Below are 16,274 nucleotides of genomic sequence, written 5' to 3'. Positions count from 1 at the left end.
CCGCGTCCCCGCAGGAGAACCCCACGATGAAAATCGACCTCAACGTCGACCTTGGCGAAGGTTGCGATTACGACGAGCCGTTGCTCGCCCTTGTCAGTTCGGCCAACGTTGCGTGCGGTTGGCACGCTGGCGACGCCGGCACCATGCAGCAGGTGGTGCGCTGGGCGCTTGCCAACGGCGTCGCCATCGGCGCGCATCCGAGCTTTCCCGATCGCGAAAACTTCGGCCGCACTGAGATGCAACTGCCGCTCGATGAGATTCGCGCCGGCATGCTGTACCAGATTGGCGCACTCGCGGCGATGGTACGCGCGCAGGGCGGCTGGCTCTCGCACGTGAAGCCGCACGGCGCGCTCTATAACCAGGCCGCGCGCGACCCGGCGCTTGCCGAGACGATTGTCGAAGCGATTCGCGCATTCGACACCGATCTGGCGGTCTTCGGACTGGCAGGTGGTCAATTAGTGAAGGCCGCGAGCGCCGCCGGCATGCATGCGGTGGAAGAAGTGTTTGCCGATCGCGGTTACAACGCCGACGGCTCGCTCGTCAAACGCGGCACCCCCGGGGCCTTGATCGAGCGCGAAGAAGACGCGCTGGCGCAAACGCTGATGATGGTGCGCGACCAGCGCGTGCGCGCGATCGACGGCACGCTGGTGCCGATCAATGCGCAAACCGTTTGCCTGCACGGTGACGGCGATCATGCCCTTGAATTCGCGCAACGCATTCGCACGTTTCTGATCGACGAAGGGATCGACATCGCCCCGGTGCGCTAGGGCGCCCGGACAGCCTTATCCCCATGAAAAATGCCGCGAGTGAAACGAAGTTCACACGCGGCATTTTTTACGTACGCGCGACGCCCAGCGGACGTCGTGACCTACCTTCCGTTACTGCCCCAGCGTCGGCATCACGAGCGACGACGTGGCATTGGCCGGACGTCCTTCCGACCAGCGGCGCGTCACCACCTTCGAGCGCGTGTAAAAGCGCACCGATTCCGGCCCGTAGATGTGTTGATCGCCGAACAGCGAGTTGCGCCAGCCGCCGAACGAGAAATACGACACCGGCACCGGAATCGGCACATTCACACCGACCATACCGACTTCGATTTCGTCTTCGAAGCGTCGCGCAGCGCCGCCTGACGTCGTGAACACTGCCGTGCCGTTGGCGTACTGATTGCGGTTGATGAGCGCAATGGCGTCTTCCAACGTATCGACGCGCACCACCGAGAGCACCGGACCGAAGATTTCATTCCGGTAGATCGACATCTCTGGCGTGACGTTATCGAACAAGCAAGGTCCGATGAAGAAGCCGTCGTCGCGTTGCGCCACCTTCAAACCGCGTCCGTCGACGACCAGCTTTGCGCCCTCATCGACACCGGCGTCAACGAAGCCGCTCACCTTATCGCAATGCGCGCGCGTAATCAGCGGGCCCATTTGCGCCACCGGGTCGGTGCCGTCGCCCACGGGCAGCGACTTCGCCACGTTGGCCAATCGCGCGACCAGCTTGTCGCCAACGTCGCCCACCGCCACGGCCACGGAAATGGCCATGCAGCGCTCACCGGCCGAGCCGTAAGCCGCACCGATCAACGCGTCCACCGTGAAATCGAGATCGGCATCGGGCATGACGACACCGTGATTCTTCGCGCCGCCCAGCGCCTGCACCCGCTTGCCGTGCGCCGACGCCGTGCTGTAGATGTACTGCGCAATCGGCGTCGAGCCGACGAACGACACTGCGTTCACCTCAGGGTGCGTCAGCAGCGCGTCGACGGCAGCCTTATCGCCATTCACCACGTTCAGCACGCCATCGGGCAGCCCGGCTTCCTTCGCCAAGCGCGCGAGCAACAGCGCAGCCGAGGGCACCTTCTCCGACGGCTTGAGCACGAAGGTGTTGCCGCAAGCCACGGCCATCGGGAACATCCACAGCGGCACCATGGCGGGGAAGTTGAACGGCGTGATGCCCGCGCAGACGCCCACCGGCTGGTGAATCGAATAGGTGTCGACACCGGTGCCCACTTGCGGCGCGATCTCGCCCTTGAGCAAGTGCGGAATGCCGATCGCAAACTCCACCACTTCCACGCCGCGCGTGACTTCGCCGCGCGCGTCGTCGAGCGTCTTGCCGTGCTCTTGCGTAATCAGTTGCACGATGGCTTCGCGATTCGCATCGAGCAGTTCGCGGTACTTCATCATCACGCGGGCGCGCTTCATCGGCGGCGTGGCACGCCAGCCGGGCAGCGCGGCGCGCGCAGCCGCAACGGCACGTGCGACATCCGTGGCACCGCCCAGCGCCACTTGCCGAATGACCTCGCCGGTGGCCGGGTTGGTCACTTCGCCAAAGCGCTGCTCTGCTTCATCCGACGCCACGCTCGCGCCGCCAATCCAATGCTCGATACGTTCCGTGCTGACTCGTTGATTCATGTCGATTTCCGTAAATTCCATGTCGCCGGCCAGCACCGCGAGGCGCTGGCCAGTGTTGTTCGTCATGCAGGTTCGGCGACGGCGTTATGCCGTTTCGCGAATGGCTTCGGCAACGATGCCGAACAGCTCGTCGATTTGCGCTTCGCTGATGATGAGCGGCGGCGAGAACGCCAGAATGTCGCCCGTGTAACGCACCAGCGCGCCTTTCTCGAAGCACTTGACGAAGATTTCGTGCGCGCGTGCGCCCGGCTTGCCGTCGCGCGACGACAACTCGATACCGCCGACCATCCCCAGATTGCGGATATCGACAACGTTCGGCAGATCGCGCAACCCGTGGATCGCCTTTTCGAAATGCGGCGCCAGTTTTTCGGCACGCTCGAAAAGACCGTCGCTCTTGTAGAGATCGAGCGCAGCGCACGCTGCCGCAGCGGCCAGCGGGTGGCCCGAGTAGGTATAGCCGTGGAAGAACTCGATGGCACCGGCGTTACCGGCGTTGACGATGGTGTCGTGCACGCTGGTCTTCACGGCGACCGCGCCCATCGGCACGGCGGCGTTGTTCACGCCCTTGGCCATCGTGATGATGTCCGGCGTCACACCGAAGTACTGGGCAGCGAACGGCTTGCCCAATCGGCCGAGGCCGGTAATCACTTCATCGAAAATAAGCAGAATGCCGTGCTTGTCACAGATCTCGCGCAGCTTTTGCAGATACCCTTGCGGCGGCACCAGCACGCCGGTCGAGCCCGCCAGCGGCTCAACGATGACGGCGGCGATGGTCGAGGCATCGTGCAGCGTCACCAGCCGTTCGAGGTCTTCGGCCAGATGCGCGCCCCACGTCGGCTGCCCCTTGGTGAAGGCGGCTTCCTTGATGTTGAGCGTGTGCGGCAAGTGGTCGACGGCGGGCAGCAGTTGGCCCGAATAGGCTTTGCGGTTCGGCGAAATACCGCCCACCGAGATACCGCCAAAGCCCACGCCGTGATAACCGCGCTCACGGCCGATAAGGCGCGTGCGCTGGCCTTCGCCACGGGCGCGATGGTACGCAAGAGCCATCTTCAGCGCCGTGTCGACCGACTCCGATCCCGAGTTCGTGAAGAACACGCGGTCGAGGCCTTGCGGCGTAATCTCGGCAATCTTGCTGGCGGCTTCGAAGGCCTTCGGGTGTCCCATCTGGAACGTCGGCGCGAAGTCCATTTCTCCGGCTTGCTTGCGAATCGCCTCCACGATCTCGGTGCGGCAATGGCCCGCATTCACGCACCACAGACCGGCCGTGCCGTCGAGAATCTTGCGCTGGTCCGACGACGTGTAATACATGCCCTCGGCACCGACCAGCAGGCGCGGCCCGCTCTTGAATTGACGGTTGTTGGTGAACGGCATCCAGAACGCCGTCATGTCGAGGTTCAGCTCATTCATGTTCATCGCGGGTCTCCCCCAGTCTCTCTCGATCAGGAATCCCGTCGCCCGCACGCCATGCGCGCACCGCTTCGGGTAGATGGAGCGATCCTACGAGAGCCGGACCGGTACAGACATGTACAGTGACTCGGAAAATGTATATTCTGTATCGGTCAATCGCCTCAACTGTATTGGCAACAGCCGATAGGGCGTGCTCCCGGCAAAGCGCCGCTGCACTGAGCGATCCACGTTTTTAGCGGGTCCGTGGCGCGTCGACCGCCTGTACAGGCCGCCGCCAGCCCAAAGTCCTTTCTTCCGCCCCTGCCGCGCCCTGTTGCCATGGTCCAACCGCTCGCTTTTGCTCTGAACCGCGCCCAGCCCGAAGCCTTAGTCGACCAATTGGTCCGCGAGGTTGAACGGGCGCTGCAACGCCAGACCTTGCATGCGGGCATGCGCATGCCATCGATCCGGTCGTTGGCGAAGGCGCACGGCATCAGCACGTTCACGGTGGTGGAAGCCTACGATCGGCTCGTTGCGAATGGCACGCTGGTGGCGCGACGCGGTGCGGGATTCTTCGTGGCCGGGTCGCCGGATGCCCGTGACACGGGGAGCGCCAGCCCCGGCACCGCACGAACGGTGGGGGCGGCGGCCAGCGAAGTGACCAACGCGTGGCTACTTTCCGAAATTTTCGCGGACGACAGCATTGCCGTGAAAAGCGGCTGCGGCTGGTTGCCGGACAGTTGGCTCGACGAGGATGGCTTGCACGGCGCGCTGCGCACGCTCTCGAAGGGCCCGGGGGCGCACTTCGCTCACTACGGGCATCCGCACGGTTACGGGCCGCTGCGACAGTGGCTCGCCCGCCGTCTGGGCGAACTCTCCATCGACGCGCCGCCAGAGCACATCGTGCTCACGCAGGGAGCGACGCAAGCCCTCGACCTTGTGGTGCGAACGTTGCTCAAACCGGGCGACACCGTGCTGGTCGAAGCCCCGGCTTACTGCAACTTGCTGGCGGTGTTGCGACTCGCCGGGCTGAATGTCGTCGGCATTCCTCGCACGGAGGCAGGTCTCGATCTGGCTGCGCTGGAACAAGCGGCGCAAACCCACCGTCCGCGCGCTCTGTTTGTGAACCCTGCATTGCAGAACCCGCTGGGGACGTCGCTCACACCGGCGTGCGCGCATCGCATCCTGCAATGTGCTGAACAGCATGGCTTCTGGATCGTCGAGGACGACATCTACCGCGAGTTGGCCCCGGCGGGCACCCCATCGCTGGCGGCCATGGATGGTCTGTCGCGGGTCATCTACGTCTCGAGCTTCTCGAAAACGATTTCGCCATCGGTGCGCGTGGGCTATCTCGCTTGTGCGCGTGAACTGGCGCACGAGATCGCGCGCAGCAAGATGGTGGCGGGGCTGACGTCGTCGGAAATCAACGAGCGCATCGTGCACTCGATTCTGACGGAAGGACGCCATCGCAAACATATCGAGCGGCTGACGGACCGCCTCACGCGCTCGCGCGCCCGCCTCATCACGCAACTGCAATCGCACGGCGTGACGTTGTTGGCGCAACCCGAAGGCGGCATGTTCGTGTGCGGCAGTCTTCCCGATACGGCGCTACCGGCCCGTGAGCTCGCGGAAGCGGCGCTGTCGGAGAGCATCATGCTCGCGCCGGGCGAATTTTTCCTTGCGCACAACGAGCCCTGCCGGTGGTTCCGCTTCAATGTGGCGTATTCGGACGATGCGCGCCTGTTCCGATTTCTGGATCGGGCGGCGGCGGGAAAGCAGGCGGCTTGAAGTCAGACAGCCACCGTCAATCCAAACCGCTCTCGATACGCAGCGGGCGTAACCCCGTACTGACGCACGAACGCGCGGCGCAGATTCTGTTCATCACCGAATCCCACACGCGCCGCAATGCGTTTGAGGGGGGCTTCCGAGTCGAGCAACGCAAAGCGCGCCGCTTCCAGACGCATGCGCTCCACTGCCTTCGCGGGCGTTGAACCAGTCTTCGCGAGATAGCTGCGGGCAAACGTGCGCGGACTCATATTGGCTTGTTCAGCCAAACGCACGACCGACAAGTCGCCGTCCAACCGGTCTGCCATCCAGCCATGCAACTCGCCAAACGGTGCCCCCGCCGCGAACTGCTCTTGCAACGGCGGGCTGAACTGTGACTGCCCGCCAGCGCGCTTGAGAAACACCACGAGGCGTCGTGCGGCTTGTAGCGCGATATCCACGCCGAGGTCGTCTTCCACGAGTGCCAGCCCCAGGTCGATACCGGCCGTAATCCCTGCCGACGTCCAGACCGGGTCTTCTCGCACATAAATCGGGTCGGACTCGACACGCGCACTCGGATAGCACGTCTGCAACATCGCCGTGTCCAGCCAGTGCGTCGTGGCGCGACGCCCATCGAGCAGTCCTGCGGCGCCAAGAATGAATGCCCCCACGCAGACGGAACACACGCGACGCACGCGCGGTGCGTACGCCCGCAACCACTCACCGACCGCATCGGGCACCGCAGGCCGATGCTTCACGGCACCGCCCACGGCAATCAATGTGTCGACATCCATGTCGGCTAGGGCATGCATCGGTTCCGTGTGCAGCGTGATGCCCGACCCGGTCTCCACCGGGCCGCCGTGCGCCGACACGACGACCGTGCGATACGGTGCCGGTTGGCCCAACTCCGTCAAATTCCTGATGACCGCATGGAACGCGTCGAGCGGCCCGGCAAGATCCAGCAGCACGAACGGCGGGACGATGAGGAAAGCGATGAGACGAGGTTCGGTCCGAGGCTCACTCATAAGCGCAGTCATAGGTCAGTAAATTTTCAAGCCGCCACCGCGACCGTACGTCGCCGCGCGTCGACGGCGTACCAAAGGGTTGCGAGTGCGGCAAGCGCAAGCAGTGGGAACGTCGCCTGATTGATCGTGGCCCAGCCGAAGCGCGCCAGCAGTTGCCCGGCAAACAGACTCGCCAGCGCGGTCCCGGCAAACGTGATGAATTCGTTAGCCGCTTGCGCACGCGCGCGCTCGGCGGGTCGATACGACATCGTGAGCAACGTCGTGCCGCCCACGAACATGAAGTTCCAGCCCACACCAAGGAAGGCAAGCGCCGCATAGAAGTAAGGCAGGCTCGTCGACATAAGCGCCAACACGCCGCACAGCGCGCTCATGCCAATGCCGATGAACAACACCGGCACCACGCCCCAACGCTTGACCAGATGCCCGGAGAAGAACGACGGCGCGTACATCCCCACGAGGTGCCATTCGATGATGTGTGCGCCGTCGTCGATGCTGTGTCCGCACGCCACGGCCGCAATAGGCGTCGCCGTCATCACGAACATCATCACCATGAAGCCGATCAGATTGTTCGCGAGCGCCGCCATATAGATCGGCTGACGCATGATCTCGCCGAGTCCGCGCGCGGGTAACGCGGCGGCGTCTCCCGCCGCACCGCTCGCGCTATGCACCGGCAGATCGCGCAGAAAGCCGAGCAACAGCAGCAACGAGATACCCGACAGCAGCGTGACCACGAGGTACGAGCCCGCAAACGTCACGGGCGCCAGCCAGTCCTTGCTGCCCGCCGCTAATGCCGGGCCGACCACTGCGGCAAGCACGCCGCCCGTGAGCACGATAGAAATCGCACGCGGCTTGTCCTCCACAGGGACGACATCGGCAGCGGCCAGCCGGTAGTAGCGTGCAAACGCCTGAAACACGCCCACACACGCCGTCCCCGCACAGAACATCGCGAAGTGCTGCTGATAGATCGCCATCACCGAGACCAGCCCGCCCACCGTACCGAAGGCCGCGCCCAAGGCGAACCCGAAGCGTTGACCGATCCGTTGAATCAGCATCGACGCGAAGATCGTCGTAATGGCCGACGCCACGGTAATCAGCGAGAACGGCAACGTGGCGTAGCCCTTGTCCGACGCCAGCATGTATCCGACTAGCCCGGTGAGGGTGAGATCGACGGAGAGCGCCGCCGTATAGAGCGCCTGACAGGCCGCCAACACGGCGGCATAACGGCGTCCTAACCGGCGGCGTGTGGCGGATTCGTCGTGTTCGGGTTGAATGGGCGGTGTGCTGCGCCCTGCGATGGCATCGGTCATAGGCTTGTCGCTATGTTTTGGCGAGAGGTTGGACTTCGGAAGTCGTCATCTTGCCGTCGGCCGATTTGGCACGAATGCCAATCATGCATCAAAAAATGCCACCGCATGTCCGCCGATGGCAGACCGCGCCATGTCCTTGCACGTCCCTGCGCGGCCCCAAACGACGCCACCCTGATGCCGCCCTAACCCCACACGCGCCAATTCAGTGCGCACCAACTCGGCGCGCGTCCGCACCAACGTGCTTCGTGGGAGGCGCCAGCCATCAGCCGAAAGTCCGATGCCGGTTGCCGCGCGCACGCACTGGTGAGGCCGGTCTGACGTGTCGACATCAATAAGCACGCCGAAGACACGGCGCTGGCACGCCCCTTGCGTAAGTCCTCAGGTACCGGATCCACCGGACTAACCAGGAAAGGGGAAGACGTATCATGAAACGACGCACGCTACTCCAGATGGCGGCCCTCTCGGGCGCCGCTTCGCTTACCGGCATGGCGCCCAACTTGTTCGCACAGAGCAAGCAGCCCATCAAGGTTGGCATCCTGCACTCGCTCTCGGGCACGATGGCCATCTCGGAGACGTCGCTCAAGGATGTCGCGCTCATGACCATTGCCGACATCAACGCCAAAGGTGGCGTGATGGGCCGCCCACTCGAAGCGGTGGTGGTCGATCCGGCCTCGAACTGGCCGCTCTTCGCAGAGAAGGCGCGCCAGTTGCTCACCAAAGACAAAGTCTCCGCCGTGTTCGGTTGCTGGACCTCGGTCTCGCGCAAATCGGTGCTGCCGGTCTTCGAAGAACTCAACGGCCTGCTGTACTACCCGGTGCAGTACGAAGGCGAAGAGATGTCGAAGAACGTCTTCTACACCGGCGCGGCACCGAATCAACAGGCCATTCCGGCCGTCGAATACGTGATGAGCAAAGAAGGCGGTGGTGCCAAGCGCTTCTTCCTGCTGGGCACCGACTACGTCTACCCGCGCACCACGAACAAGATCCTGCGCGCGTTCCTGCATTCGAAGGGTGTCGACGATAAGGACATCCAAGAGGTCTACACGCCGTTCGGTCATAGCGACTATCAAACCATCGTCGCGAACATCAAGCAGTTTGCCCAAGGCGGCAAGACCACTGTCATCTCGACCATCAACGGCGACTCGAACGTGCCGTTCTACAAAGAACTCGGCAACCAAGGGCTCAAAGCCACCGACGTGCCGGTCGTCGCCTTCTCGGTGGGTGAAGAAGAATTGCGCGGCATCGACACCAAGCCGCTCGTGGGCCACCTGGCCGCATGGAACTACTTCATGACGGTGAAGAACCCGACCAACGACGCGTTCAAAAAGGAGTGGTTTGCCTACGTGAAGGCGAAGGGCCTGCCCGGCGGCGACAAACGCGTGACCAACGACCCGATGGAAGCCACCTTCGTCGGCATGCATATGTGGAAGCAGGCCGTCGAGAAGGCGGGCAGCACCGATGTGGACAAGGTCCGCACGGCGATGATCGGCCAGACCTTCAAGTCGCCAGACGGCTTCGACATGGTGATGGACGGCAACCACCATCTGCACAAGCCGGTGATGATCGGCGAAATCCGCCCGGACGGTCAGTTCAACGTCGTGTGGAAGACCAAGGCCCCGATCCGCGCCCAGCCGTGGAGCCCGTTCATCGCGGGTAACGAAGGCAAGCCCGACAAGGTCTGACGCCGCCTCCCGCGCGCCGACCGGTAGCGGTTGGCGCGCTGCATCCATTGTTCGCGCTGGGCACCGGTGCATGCTGCCCATGCACGGAGACGTTTCGATGATAACGATAAGACGCTGGACCGCTGCCACCCTTGTCCTGCTTTCTCTGGGTGCTGCGCTGATAACGCCGATGGCCGCGCGTGCTGCGGTCACCGATGCCGATGTTGCCGCGCTGGCTGGCGACGACTTCGACGCCAAAGCCCAAGCCATCGACCACCTCGCGGCCGACGCCTCGCCGCAAGCCGTCGCACTGCTCAAAGCCCTCGCCGACGACTCGGCCGTGACAGTCGGCGACACGAATCCACGCCTTGCCATTCAAAGCGGCGACAAGTACGTCGATCCGATCACGGGGGCGACGGTCAACGCCGACAACGCCCAATCGCTCACGCTCAACAACGTGTTGCGCGCGAAAGTCGCTACCGCCGCTGCGGCGGGTGCATTGCTCTCGTCCGATCACGATGCGCGCGCCCAAGCCATCGACACGATGTTGCAGAACCCGTCGCCAGCCTTCAAGACGATCATCGAACAGGCGCGCGTCAAAGAATCCGATCCTGCGCTGAAGAAGCGACTCGATCAGTTGTGGGCGCAATCGGCGCTGCACGATCCGTCGCCCGCGAAACGACGCGAAGCCATCGATCTGATCGCCTCGGCAGGCGACCCGCAAATGCGTGACCTGCTGCTGCCCATCGTGGCCAAGCAGCCCGACGGAAGCTATGCAGAACCAGACGCCAACGTGCGCAGCGCTGCCGACATCGCCCTCACGCAACTTGCCGCAGCACAACGCCGCAGCGAGTTCTTTGGCACGATCTTCGCCGGTCTGTCGCTGGGCAGCGTGCTGTTGCTCGCCGCGCTGGGGCTGGCCATCACGTACGGCCTGATCGGCGTCATCAACATGGCGCACGGCGAATTTCTGATGGTGGGCGCGTATGCCACGTACGTCGTACAGACGCTCTTTCATCGCTTCGCCCCCGGCGCGTTCGACTTCTATCTCGTCGCCGCCGTGCCCGCCGCATTCTTCGTGGCGGCCGCGCTCGGCTTCGTGCTGGAGCGCACCGTCATCAAGCACTTGTATGGCCGCCCGCTCGAAACGCTGCTCACCACGTTCGGTATCAGCCTGCTGCTGATTCAGGCGGTGCGTACGCTGTTCGGCGCGCAGAACGTGGAAGTCGTGAACCCCACGTGGATGAGTGGCGGCATCGCTGTGCTGCCCAATTTGATCCTGCCTTACAACCGCATCGTGATTCTCGTGTTCGCGCTGGTCGTCGTGGCGCTCACCTGGGCGGTACTCAATCTCACGCGGCTGGGCCTGTTCATCCGGGCAGTGACGCAAAACCGCAAGATGGCCGCTTGTGTCGGCGTAAAGACCGGTCGCGTCGACAGCTATGCCTTTGCGTTCGGTGCGGGCATCGCCGGGCTGGGCGGTTGTGCGCTCTCGCAAATCGGCAACGTGGGCCCGGACCTCGGCCAGAGCTACATCATCGATTCGTTCATGGCGGTGGTGCTGGGCGGTGTCGGTCAGCTTGCCGGGACCATCGTGGGCGCCTTCGGCCTGGGCGTGGCGAACAAACTGCTCGAACCGATGTGGGGTGCCGTGCTCGCCAAGATCGCCGTGCTGATTCTGATCGTGCTGTTCATCCAGAAACGCCCGCAGGGCATGTTCGCGCTCAAAGGGCGCAGCGCGGAGGCCTGATGCAGACACCTAACTTTCTGCCGCCCGGCATTGTGCCGTCGCTATCGCTCGACGTGCCGTCCCGTGCCCGCTTGCTGCCCAAACACGTCGCGCCGGTGTTGTTCGCGTTCGTACTCGCCGTGCTGATCCTCGTGCCGGTCTGTGCGCTGGCGCTCCCGCCGTCGCATCCGTTGCATCTGTCGGCTTATGCCATGACGCTCGTCGGCAAGATCATGTGCTACGCGATTGCCGCGCTCGCGCTCGATCTGGTCTGGGGCTATTGCGGCATTCTGAGCCTCGGTCATGGCTTGTTCTTCGCGCTCGGCGGTTATGCGATGGGCATGTATTTGATGCGCTCCATCGGCCGCGACGGCGTGTATCACAGCGACCTGCCCGACTTCATGGTGTTTCTCGATTGGAAGTCGCTGCCGTGGTACTGGACCGGCACCGAACACTTCGCGTGGGCGATGTTCCTCGTCGTGGCGCTGCCCGGCGCGGTCGCGTGGATCTTCGGCTATCTGGCGTTCCGCTCGCGGGTCAAAGGCGTGTATCTATCGATCATCACGCAGGCGCTCACCTTCGCGGCGATGTTGCTTTTCTATCGCAACGAGACGGGCTTCGGCGGGAATAACGGCTTTACCGATTTCAAGCGCATTCTCGGCTATTCGGTCACGTCCGCCAGCACACGCACCGTGTTGTTTCTCATCACCTTCGCGGTGCTGGTCGGGGCGCTGCTACTGTGCCGCGCACTGGTCGTCTCGAAGTTCGGCCGCGTGGTCACCGCCATTCGCGACGGCGAGTCGCGTGCGATGTTCCTCGGCTACCGGCCGCTGGGCTACAAGCTCTTCGTCTGGACCCTGTCGGCCATGCTGTGCGGGATTGCGGGCGCGCTGTACGTGCCGCAAGTGGGCATCATCAATCCGAGCGAAATGGCACCGGTGAATTCGATCGAAATGGCGATCTGGGTGGCCATCGGCGGGCGCGGCTCGCTCGTGGGTGCGATCGTCGGCGCGTTTCTCGTGAACGGTGCGAAGAGCTACTTCACGGCCTATTTCGCGGAGTATTGGCTGTTCTTCCTGGGCGCGATGTTCGTGCTCGTGCCGCTGCTATTGCCGCAGGGGGTCATGGGGCTTGTCGCGCAACTCTCGCGCAAGCGTCATAACCAAGCGCAGCACGCCCCGGCCCACGCCGAGGGCGATGCGCCCCACCCCGCCACCGGAGACCGCGCATGATTCCCGCAATCGTTGCCTCCCCGCTGGCCGATGAGGCTGGCAAGACCAAAGAAACGTCGGTGAGCGGCGATACGACCGGCATGTCGCACTTCGTCGTGCCGGGCGAGATCGACACGTCGCACGGACTGATTCTCTATCTCGAAAACATCTCGGTATCGTTCGACGGCTTTCGCGCGCTGAACGACCTGTCGTTGTCGATTCACACCGACGAACTGCGTTGCATCATCGGACCGAACGGCGCAGGCAAAACGACGATGATGGATGTCATCACCGGCAAGACGCGCCCCAATGCCGGACGCGCGTTTCTCGGCCAAACCCTCGATCTCACCCGACTCGACGAACCCGCCATTGCGCAAGCCGGTGTGGGCCGCAAGTTCCAAAAGCCGACGGTCTTCGAGCAGCACAGCGTTTGGGAAAACCTCGAACTCGCCTATACGGGAGATAAGGGCGACAAGGGCTGGTTCCGTGCGCTGTGGGCTACGCTCACCCCGGCGATTCGCCGCCGTATCGAAGAAGTGCTGGCACTGACACATCTCGAACATCAAACGCATGTGCAGGCGGGGCAGCTCTCGCATGGTCAGAAGCAGCGGCTCGAGATCGGCATGCTGCTGATGCAACAACCGCAACTGCTACTGCTCGACGAACCCGCCGCCGGGATGACTGACGAGGAAACCGCGCAGCTCGCCGACTTGCTCAACCGGCTGCGCGGACACTGCTCGATGATGGTGGTGGAACACGACATGGCGTTCGTCGCGGCACTCTCCGGCGAGCGCGGACTCGTGACGGTGATGGCCGAGGGCCGCGTGCTCGCCGAAGGCACGCTCGACGTCGTGCAGCGCGACGAGCGCGTGATCGAATCGTATCTGGGACGCTGATCATGCTGGAAATTCACGCACTCAATCAGTACTACAGCGGCAGCCACATTTTGCGAAACGTGGAGTTCACCGTCCCCGACGCGCAACTCACCGTGCTGCTCGGCCGTAACGGCGTCGGCAAAACCACTTTGCTCAAATGTCTGATGGGCGTGGTGCCGGTGAAATCGGGCAGCATCGCTTGGCGCGGCAAAGCGCTCACGTCGGTGCCCTCGTATGCACGCGTGGCCGATGGGCTGGCTTACGTGCCGCAGGGGCGCGAAATTTTTCCGCGCCTGACGGTGGAAGAGAACCTGTTGATTGGCGCAGCGAGCAAGCCCGCGCGCGAAGCGAAGCGCGGCGTGCCGGACCACATCTACGATCTGTTTCCGGTATTGCGCGATATGAAGCAGCGCCGCGGCGGCGACCTGTCCGGCGGTCAGCAGCAGCAACTCGCCATCGGCCGCGCGCTCATGAGCGACCCGCAACTGCTCATCCTCGATGAGCCGACCGAAGGCATTCAGCCATCGATCATCAAGGACATCGGTGCGACGTTGCGTCGGCTGGTCGATGAGCGTGGCATGACGGTGTTGCTCGTCGAGCAGTATTACGATTTCGCGCTCGCGCTTGCCGATCACTATCGCGTGATGAGCCGGGGCGCTATCGTGGCCAGCGGCCTCGGCAAAGACATGGAAGCGGATGGTGTGCGCCATATGGTGGCAGTTTGACGTCGACCTGCGAATACCGGATGAACGGGAACGGTATGGCGCGTGCTAGATTGCGGGCAGTCCGATTTCGCTGATGGTTATGACTATCCCGTCTTCTTCTCCGGCCAGCCCGATTAGCCCGACTGGCTGGCACGCATCGCTGACGCTAGGCTTCGCACGCACCGGTGAGCGCACCGTCCTCGCGACGCGACGCCATCACGGCCCGCTCGTCGTGCAGAAATCGCTGCACCCCGAAGGTCCGGGCATCTGCCACGCCGTCGTCGTGCATCCGCCGGGTGGCATCGCGGGCGGCGACAGTCTCGACATCGACGTGCGCCTCGACGATCAGGCGCACGCGGTGCTCACCACGCCGGGCGCGACGAAGTGGTACAAGTCGCAAGGCCGCGTCGGCACGCAAGACATCGCGCTCACGCTCGGCGCAGGCGCCAAGCTCGACTGGCTGCCCCTTGAGAACATCGTGTTCGAACAAGCCGATGCGCGGCAGAACATTCGCGTGAAGCTGGGTGCCGATGCCACCGTCATCGGCTGGGACGCCACGTTGCTCGGCCGTCAGGCCGCCGGTGAGCAATGGACGCAAGGCCAATGGCGTGCCACGTTCGAATTGCGCGATGCGCACGATCGTCTGCTGTGGGCCGAACAGGCGGTACTCGGGGCCGACGATGCGCAACGCACGGGGACCACGGGTCTGGCGGGCTTTCCGGTGTTCGCCACGTTGTGGGCGGTCGGCCCGGCGTGCACGCGCGAACTTGCCGAGACACTCGCGGCCGACTTGCCATTTCGAGACGACTTGCGCGCGGGCATCACCTGCCTACCCGGCAACGTCCTCGTGTTGCGCGTGCTCGGTCACGATATGGAAACGGTGCGTCAGTTGATGATCCAGCATTGGCTCGCGCTGCGCCCCATCGTCCACGGCGTAGCCGCCGAGCCGCTGCGACTTTGGGCGACCTGAACCTGCGTTACTGCGTTATTGCGTTAGGCGGCGGCACACCACGTCATTCACTAGCCTTGACGATTACACCGCCCACCTCGGCACCAAATTGGTGACCACTCCCTTCCGGCCACACCGCTAGCGCACCATTTCGGGGCCATATCGGGGCGTGCGGGGCGGCGTGTGGGCCCACCCCGCATGCCAGCAAGGCCTCGGCGCGCTGTCCGCCACTCAGGCACGATTCCTGCTACCTCACTGTATCGACCGGTCAGACCAGATGATCCGGCCGCCGGGACGCTCCTGTCACCGGATCACTCGCCCCCGATACCCCCGAACTGAGGTTGCCATGCTGCCGTTCACCCGTACTGCCGTCCCGCACCACGCCGTTGTCGCCACCGTCGGCGCGCGCGCCCGCGCCCGCCGCGCGTTCACTGCCCTGATGCTTTCGATGAGCGCCGTTGCAGCGCTCGCCGTCGCCATGCCGCGTGCGGCGCATGCCGATGGATTGGACGACATTACTAAGCGCGGCACGCTGCGTGTCGCCGTCCCCGCCGACTTCCCGCCCTTCGGCTCGATCGGCCCGGACATGAAGCCGGTCGGCTACGACATCGATACCGCGGCATTGCTCGCCAAAGGCATGGGCGTGAAGCTCGAACTCGTGCCGGTGACCAGCGCCAACCGCGTGCCGTACCTCACGACGAACAAGGCCGATCTCGTGATTTCGAGCCTCGGCAAAAACGCTGAACGCGAGAAAGTCATCGACTTCTCCGAAGCCTATGCGCCGTTCTACAACGGCGTGTTCGGCCCGAAGGACATCGCCGTCGCGAAGCCTGCCGATCTCTCGGGCAAAACCATCGGCGTGACGCGCGGCGCAGTGGAAGACCTCGAACTCTCGAAGGTCGCCCCGGCGGATGTGACCATCAAACGCTTCGAAGACAACAACGGCACGATCTCGGCGTTCCTCTCGGGTCAGGTGCAATTGGTTGCCACGGGCAACGTCGTGGCCGCCGCCATTCTCGCCAAGCATCCGCCCAAGCTGCCGGAGCCGAAGTTCCTCATCAAGAACTCGCCGTGCTTTGTCGGCCTGAACAAGAACGAGCCGCGCTTGCTCGCCAAGGTCAACGACATCCTGAGCGCTTCGAAGAAAGACGGCTCGCTGAACAAGATTTCGCAGAAGTGGCTGAGCGCCCCGCTGCCCGCCGATCTTTGATTTGTTCGTGAGCGATCGAATGCATCGCTCACCCGCTGCTTCGCTTGT

12 protein-coding genes and 1 pseudogene are annotated in these 16,274 nt (G+C 63.7%); 9 read left to right on the top strand and 4 right to left on the bottom strand.

The window, feature by feature from the left end; all coding sequences use genetic code 11:
• The first annotated feature begins 26 nt into the window (after nucleotides 1–26).
• Nucleotides 27–767, top strand: coding sequence for a 5-oxoprolinase subunit PxpA (gene pxpA, locus PPN31114_RS11970; RefSeq protein ID WP_150679715.1), 741 nt, complete (start codon nucleotides 27–29; stop codon nucleotides 765–767).
• Nucleotides 768–878: 111 nt separating this feature from the next.
• Here the strand turns inward: pxpA and PPN31114_RS11965 are convergent, their stop codons facing one another.
• Complete coding sequence (locus tag PPN31114_RS11965; RefSeq protein ID WP_150680384.1) at nucleotides 879–2,405, bottom strand: CoA-acylating methylmalonate-semialdehyde dehydrogenase; 1,527 nt, start codon at nucleotides 2,403–2,405, stop codon at nucleotides 879–881.
• An 84-nt stretch (nucleotides 2,406–2,489) separates the two neighbouring features.
• Nucleotides 2,490–3,818 carry an omega-aminotransferase AptA gene (gene aptA / locus PPN31114_RS11960; protein WP_150679714.1) on the bottom strand — a complete coding sequence of 443 codons (1,329 nt, stop codon included), beginning with the start codon at nucleotides 3,816–3,818 and terminating at the stop codon, nucleotides 2,490–2,492.
• A gap of 312 nt (nucleotides 3,819–4,130) precedes the next feature.
• On the opposite strand from aptA, the gene PPN31114_RS11955 reads away from it, so the two are divergent.
• The gene (locus PPN31114_RS11955) at nucleotides 4,131–5,579 is read left to right on the top strand and encodes an aminotransferase-like domain-containing protein (protein WP_150679713.1); all 1,449 of its coding nucleotides are present in this window, start codon (nucleotides 4,131–4,133) and stop codon (nucleotides 5,577–5,579) included.
• A gap of 2 nt (nucleotides 5,580–5,581) precedes the next feature.
• Here the strand turns inward: PPN31114_RS11955 and PPN31114_RS11950 are convergent, their stop codons facing one another.
• Both PPN31114_RS11950 and PPN31114_RS11945 read right to left on the bottom strand, forming a co-directional pair.
• Nucleotides 5,582–6,580 carry a GlxA family transcriptional regulator gene (locus tag PPN31114_RS11950; RefSeq protein WP_150679712.1) on the bottom strand — a complete coding sequence of 333 codons (999 nt, stop codon included), beginning with the start codon at nucleotides 6,578–6,580 and terminating at the stop codon, nucleotides 5,582–5,584.
• A 26-nt stretch (nucleotides 6,581–6,606) separates the two neighbouring features.
• On the bottom strand, nucleotides 6,607–7,887 hold the full coding sequence (locus PPN31114_RS11945) for an MFS transporter (RefSeq protein ID WP_246182517.1): 1,281 nt from the start codon (nucleotides 7,885–7,887) through the stop codon (nucleotides 6,607–6,609).
• 515 nt (nucleotides 7,888–8,402) lie between these two features.
• Between PPN31114_RS11945 and urtA the strand changes: the two are divergent.
• The 7 genes and pseudogenes from urtA to PPN31114_RS11910 all read left to right on the top strand — a co-directional run.
• Nucleotides 8,403–9,569 (top strand): annotated as a pseudogene (gene urtA / locus PPN31114_RS11940) (urea ABC transporter substrate-binding protein); the annotation flags it as partial.
• Nucleotides 9,570–9,669: 100 nt separating this feature from the next.
• On the top strand, nucleotides 9,670–11,298 hold the full coding sequence (gene urtB, locus PPN31114_RS11935; protein ID WP_370865880.1) for an urea ABC transporter permease subunit UrtB: 1,629 nt from the start codon (nucleotides 9,670–9,672) through the stop codon (nucleotides 11,296–11,298).
• Nucleotides 11,298–12,509 (top strand): urea ABC transporter permease subunit UrtC, encoded by a 1,212-nt coding sequence (gene urtC / locus PPN31114_RS11930; RefSeq protein WP_150679709.1) that lies wholly within the window; start codon nucleotides 11,298–11,300, stop codon nucleotides 12,507–12,509. Before urtB ends, urtC begins: the two co-directional genes overlap by 1 nt.
• Complete coding sequence (gene urtD / locus PPN31114_RS11925) at nucleotides 12,506–13,384, top strand: urea ABC transporter ATP-binding protein UrtD (RefSeq protein WP_150679708.1); 879 nt, start codon at nucleotides 12,506–12,508, stop codon at nucleotides 13,382–13,384. The genes urtC and urtD overlap by 4 nt, the downstream gene beginning before the upstream one ends.
• A gap of 2 nt (nucleotides 13,385–13,386) precedes the next feature.
• The gene (urtE, locus tag PPN31114_RS11920) at nucleotides 13,387–14,088 is read left to right on the top strand and encodes an urea ABC transporter ATP-binding subunit UrtE (RefSeq protein ID WP_150679707.1); all 702 of its coding nucleotides are present in this window, start codon (nucleotides 13,387–13,389) and stop codon (nucleotides 14,086–14,088) included.
• A gap of 79 nt (nucleotides 14,089–14,167) precedes the next feature.
• Nucleotides 14,168–15,037 carry an urease accessory protein UreD gene (locus PPN31114_RS11915; RefSeq protein ID WP_174988111.1) on the top strand — a complete coding sequence of 290 codons (870 nt, stop codon included), beginning with the start codon at nucleotides 14,168–14,170 and terminating at the stop codon, nucleotides 15,035–15,037.
• Between the two features lie 418 nt (nucleotides 15,038–15,455).
• The gene (locus PPN31114_RS11910; RefSeq protein ID WP_246182570.1) at nucleotides 15,456–16,226 is read left to right on the top strand and encodes a transporter substrate-binding domain-containing protein; all 771 of its coding nucleotides are present in this window, start codon (nucleotides 15,456–15,458) and stop codon (nucleotides 16,224–16,226) included.
• The last annotated feature ends 48 nt before the right edge of the window (nucleotides 16,227–16,274 follow it).

It is taken from the genome of Pandoraea pneumonica (assembly GCF_902459645.1).
GTDB classification, from domain to species: Bacteria; Pseudomonadota; Gammaproteobacteria; order Burkholderiales; family Burkholderiaceae; genus Pandoraea; species Pandoraea pneumonica.
Note: the sequence above shows the minus strand (reverse complement) of the source record. Positions and strands in the feature narration are given on the sequence as shown.

Excerpts from the sequence above, each read along its gene's own strand:
- urtE (WP_150679707.1), top strand. The coding sequence starts at position 13,387 with ATGCTGGAAATTCACGCACTCAATCAGTACTACAGCGGCAGCCACATT.
- urtD (WP_150679708.1), top strand. The coding sequence starts at position 12,506 with ATGATTCCCGCAATCGTTGCCTCCCCGCTGGCCGATGAGGCTGGCAAG.
- pxpA (WP_150679715.1), top strand. The coding sequence starts at position 27 with ATGAAAATCGACCTCAACGTCGACCTTGGCGAAGGTTGCGATTACGAC.
- PPN31114_RS11965 (WP_150680384.1), bottom strand. The coding sequence starts at position 2,405 with ATGAATCAACGAGTCAGCACGGAACGTATCGAGCATTGGATTGGCGGC.
- PPN31114_RS11915 (WP_174988111.1), top strand. The coding sequence starts at position 14,168 with ATGACTATCCCGTCTTCTTCTCCGGCCAGCCCGATTAGCCCGACTGGC.
- PPN31114_RS11950 (WP_150679712.1), bottom strand. The coding sequence starts at position 6,580 with ATGAGTGAGCCTCGGACCGAACCTCGTCTCATCGCTTTCCTCATCGTC.
- PPN31114_RS11910 (WP_246182570.1), top strand. The coding sequence starts at position 15,456 with ATGCTTTCGATGAGCGCCGTTGCAGCGCTCGCCGTCGCCATGCCGCGT.
- PPN31114_RS11955 (WP_150679713.1), top strand. The coding sequence starts at position 4,131 with ATGGTCCAACCGCTCGCTTTTGCTCTGAACCGCGCCCAGCCCGAAGCC.
- aptA (WP_150679714.1), bottom strand. The coding sequence starts at position 3,818 with ATGAACATGAATGAGCTGAACCTCGACATGACGGCGTTCTGGATGCCG.
- urtC (WP_150679709.1), top strand. The coding sequence starts at position 11,298 with ATGCAGACACCTAACTTTCTGCCGCCCGGCATTGTGCCGTCGCTATCG.
- PPN31114_RS11945 (WP_246182517.1), bottom strand. The coding sequence starts at position 7,887 with ATGACCGATGCCATCGCAGGGCGCAGCACACCGCCCATTCAACCCGAA.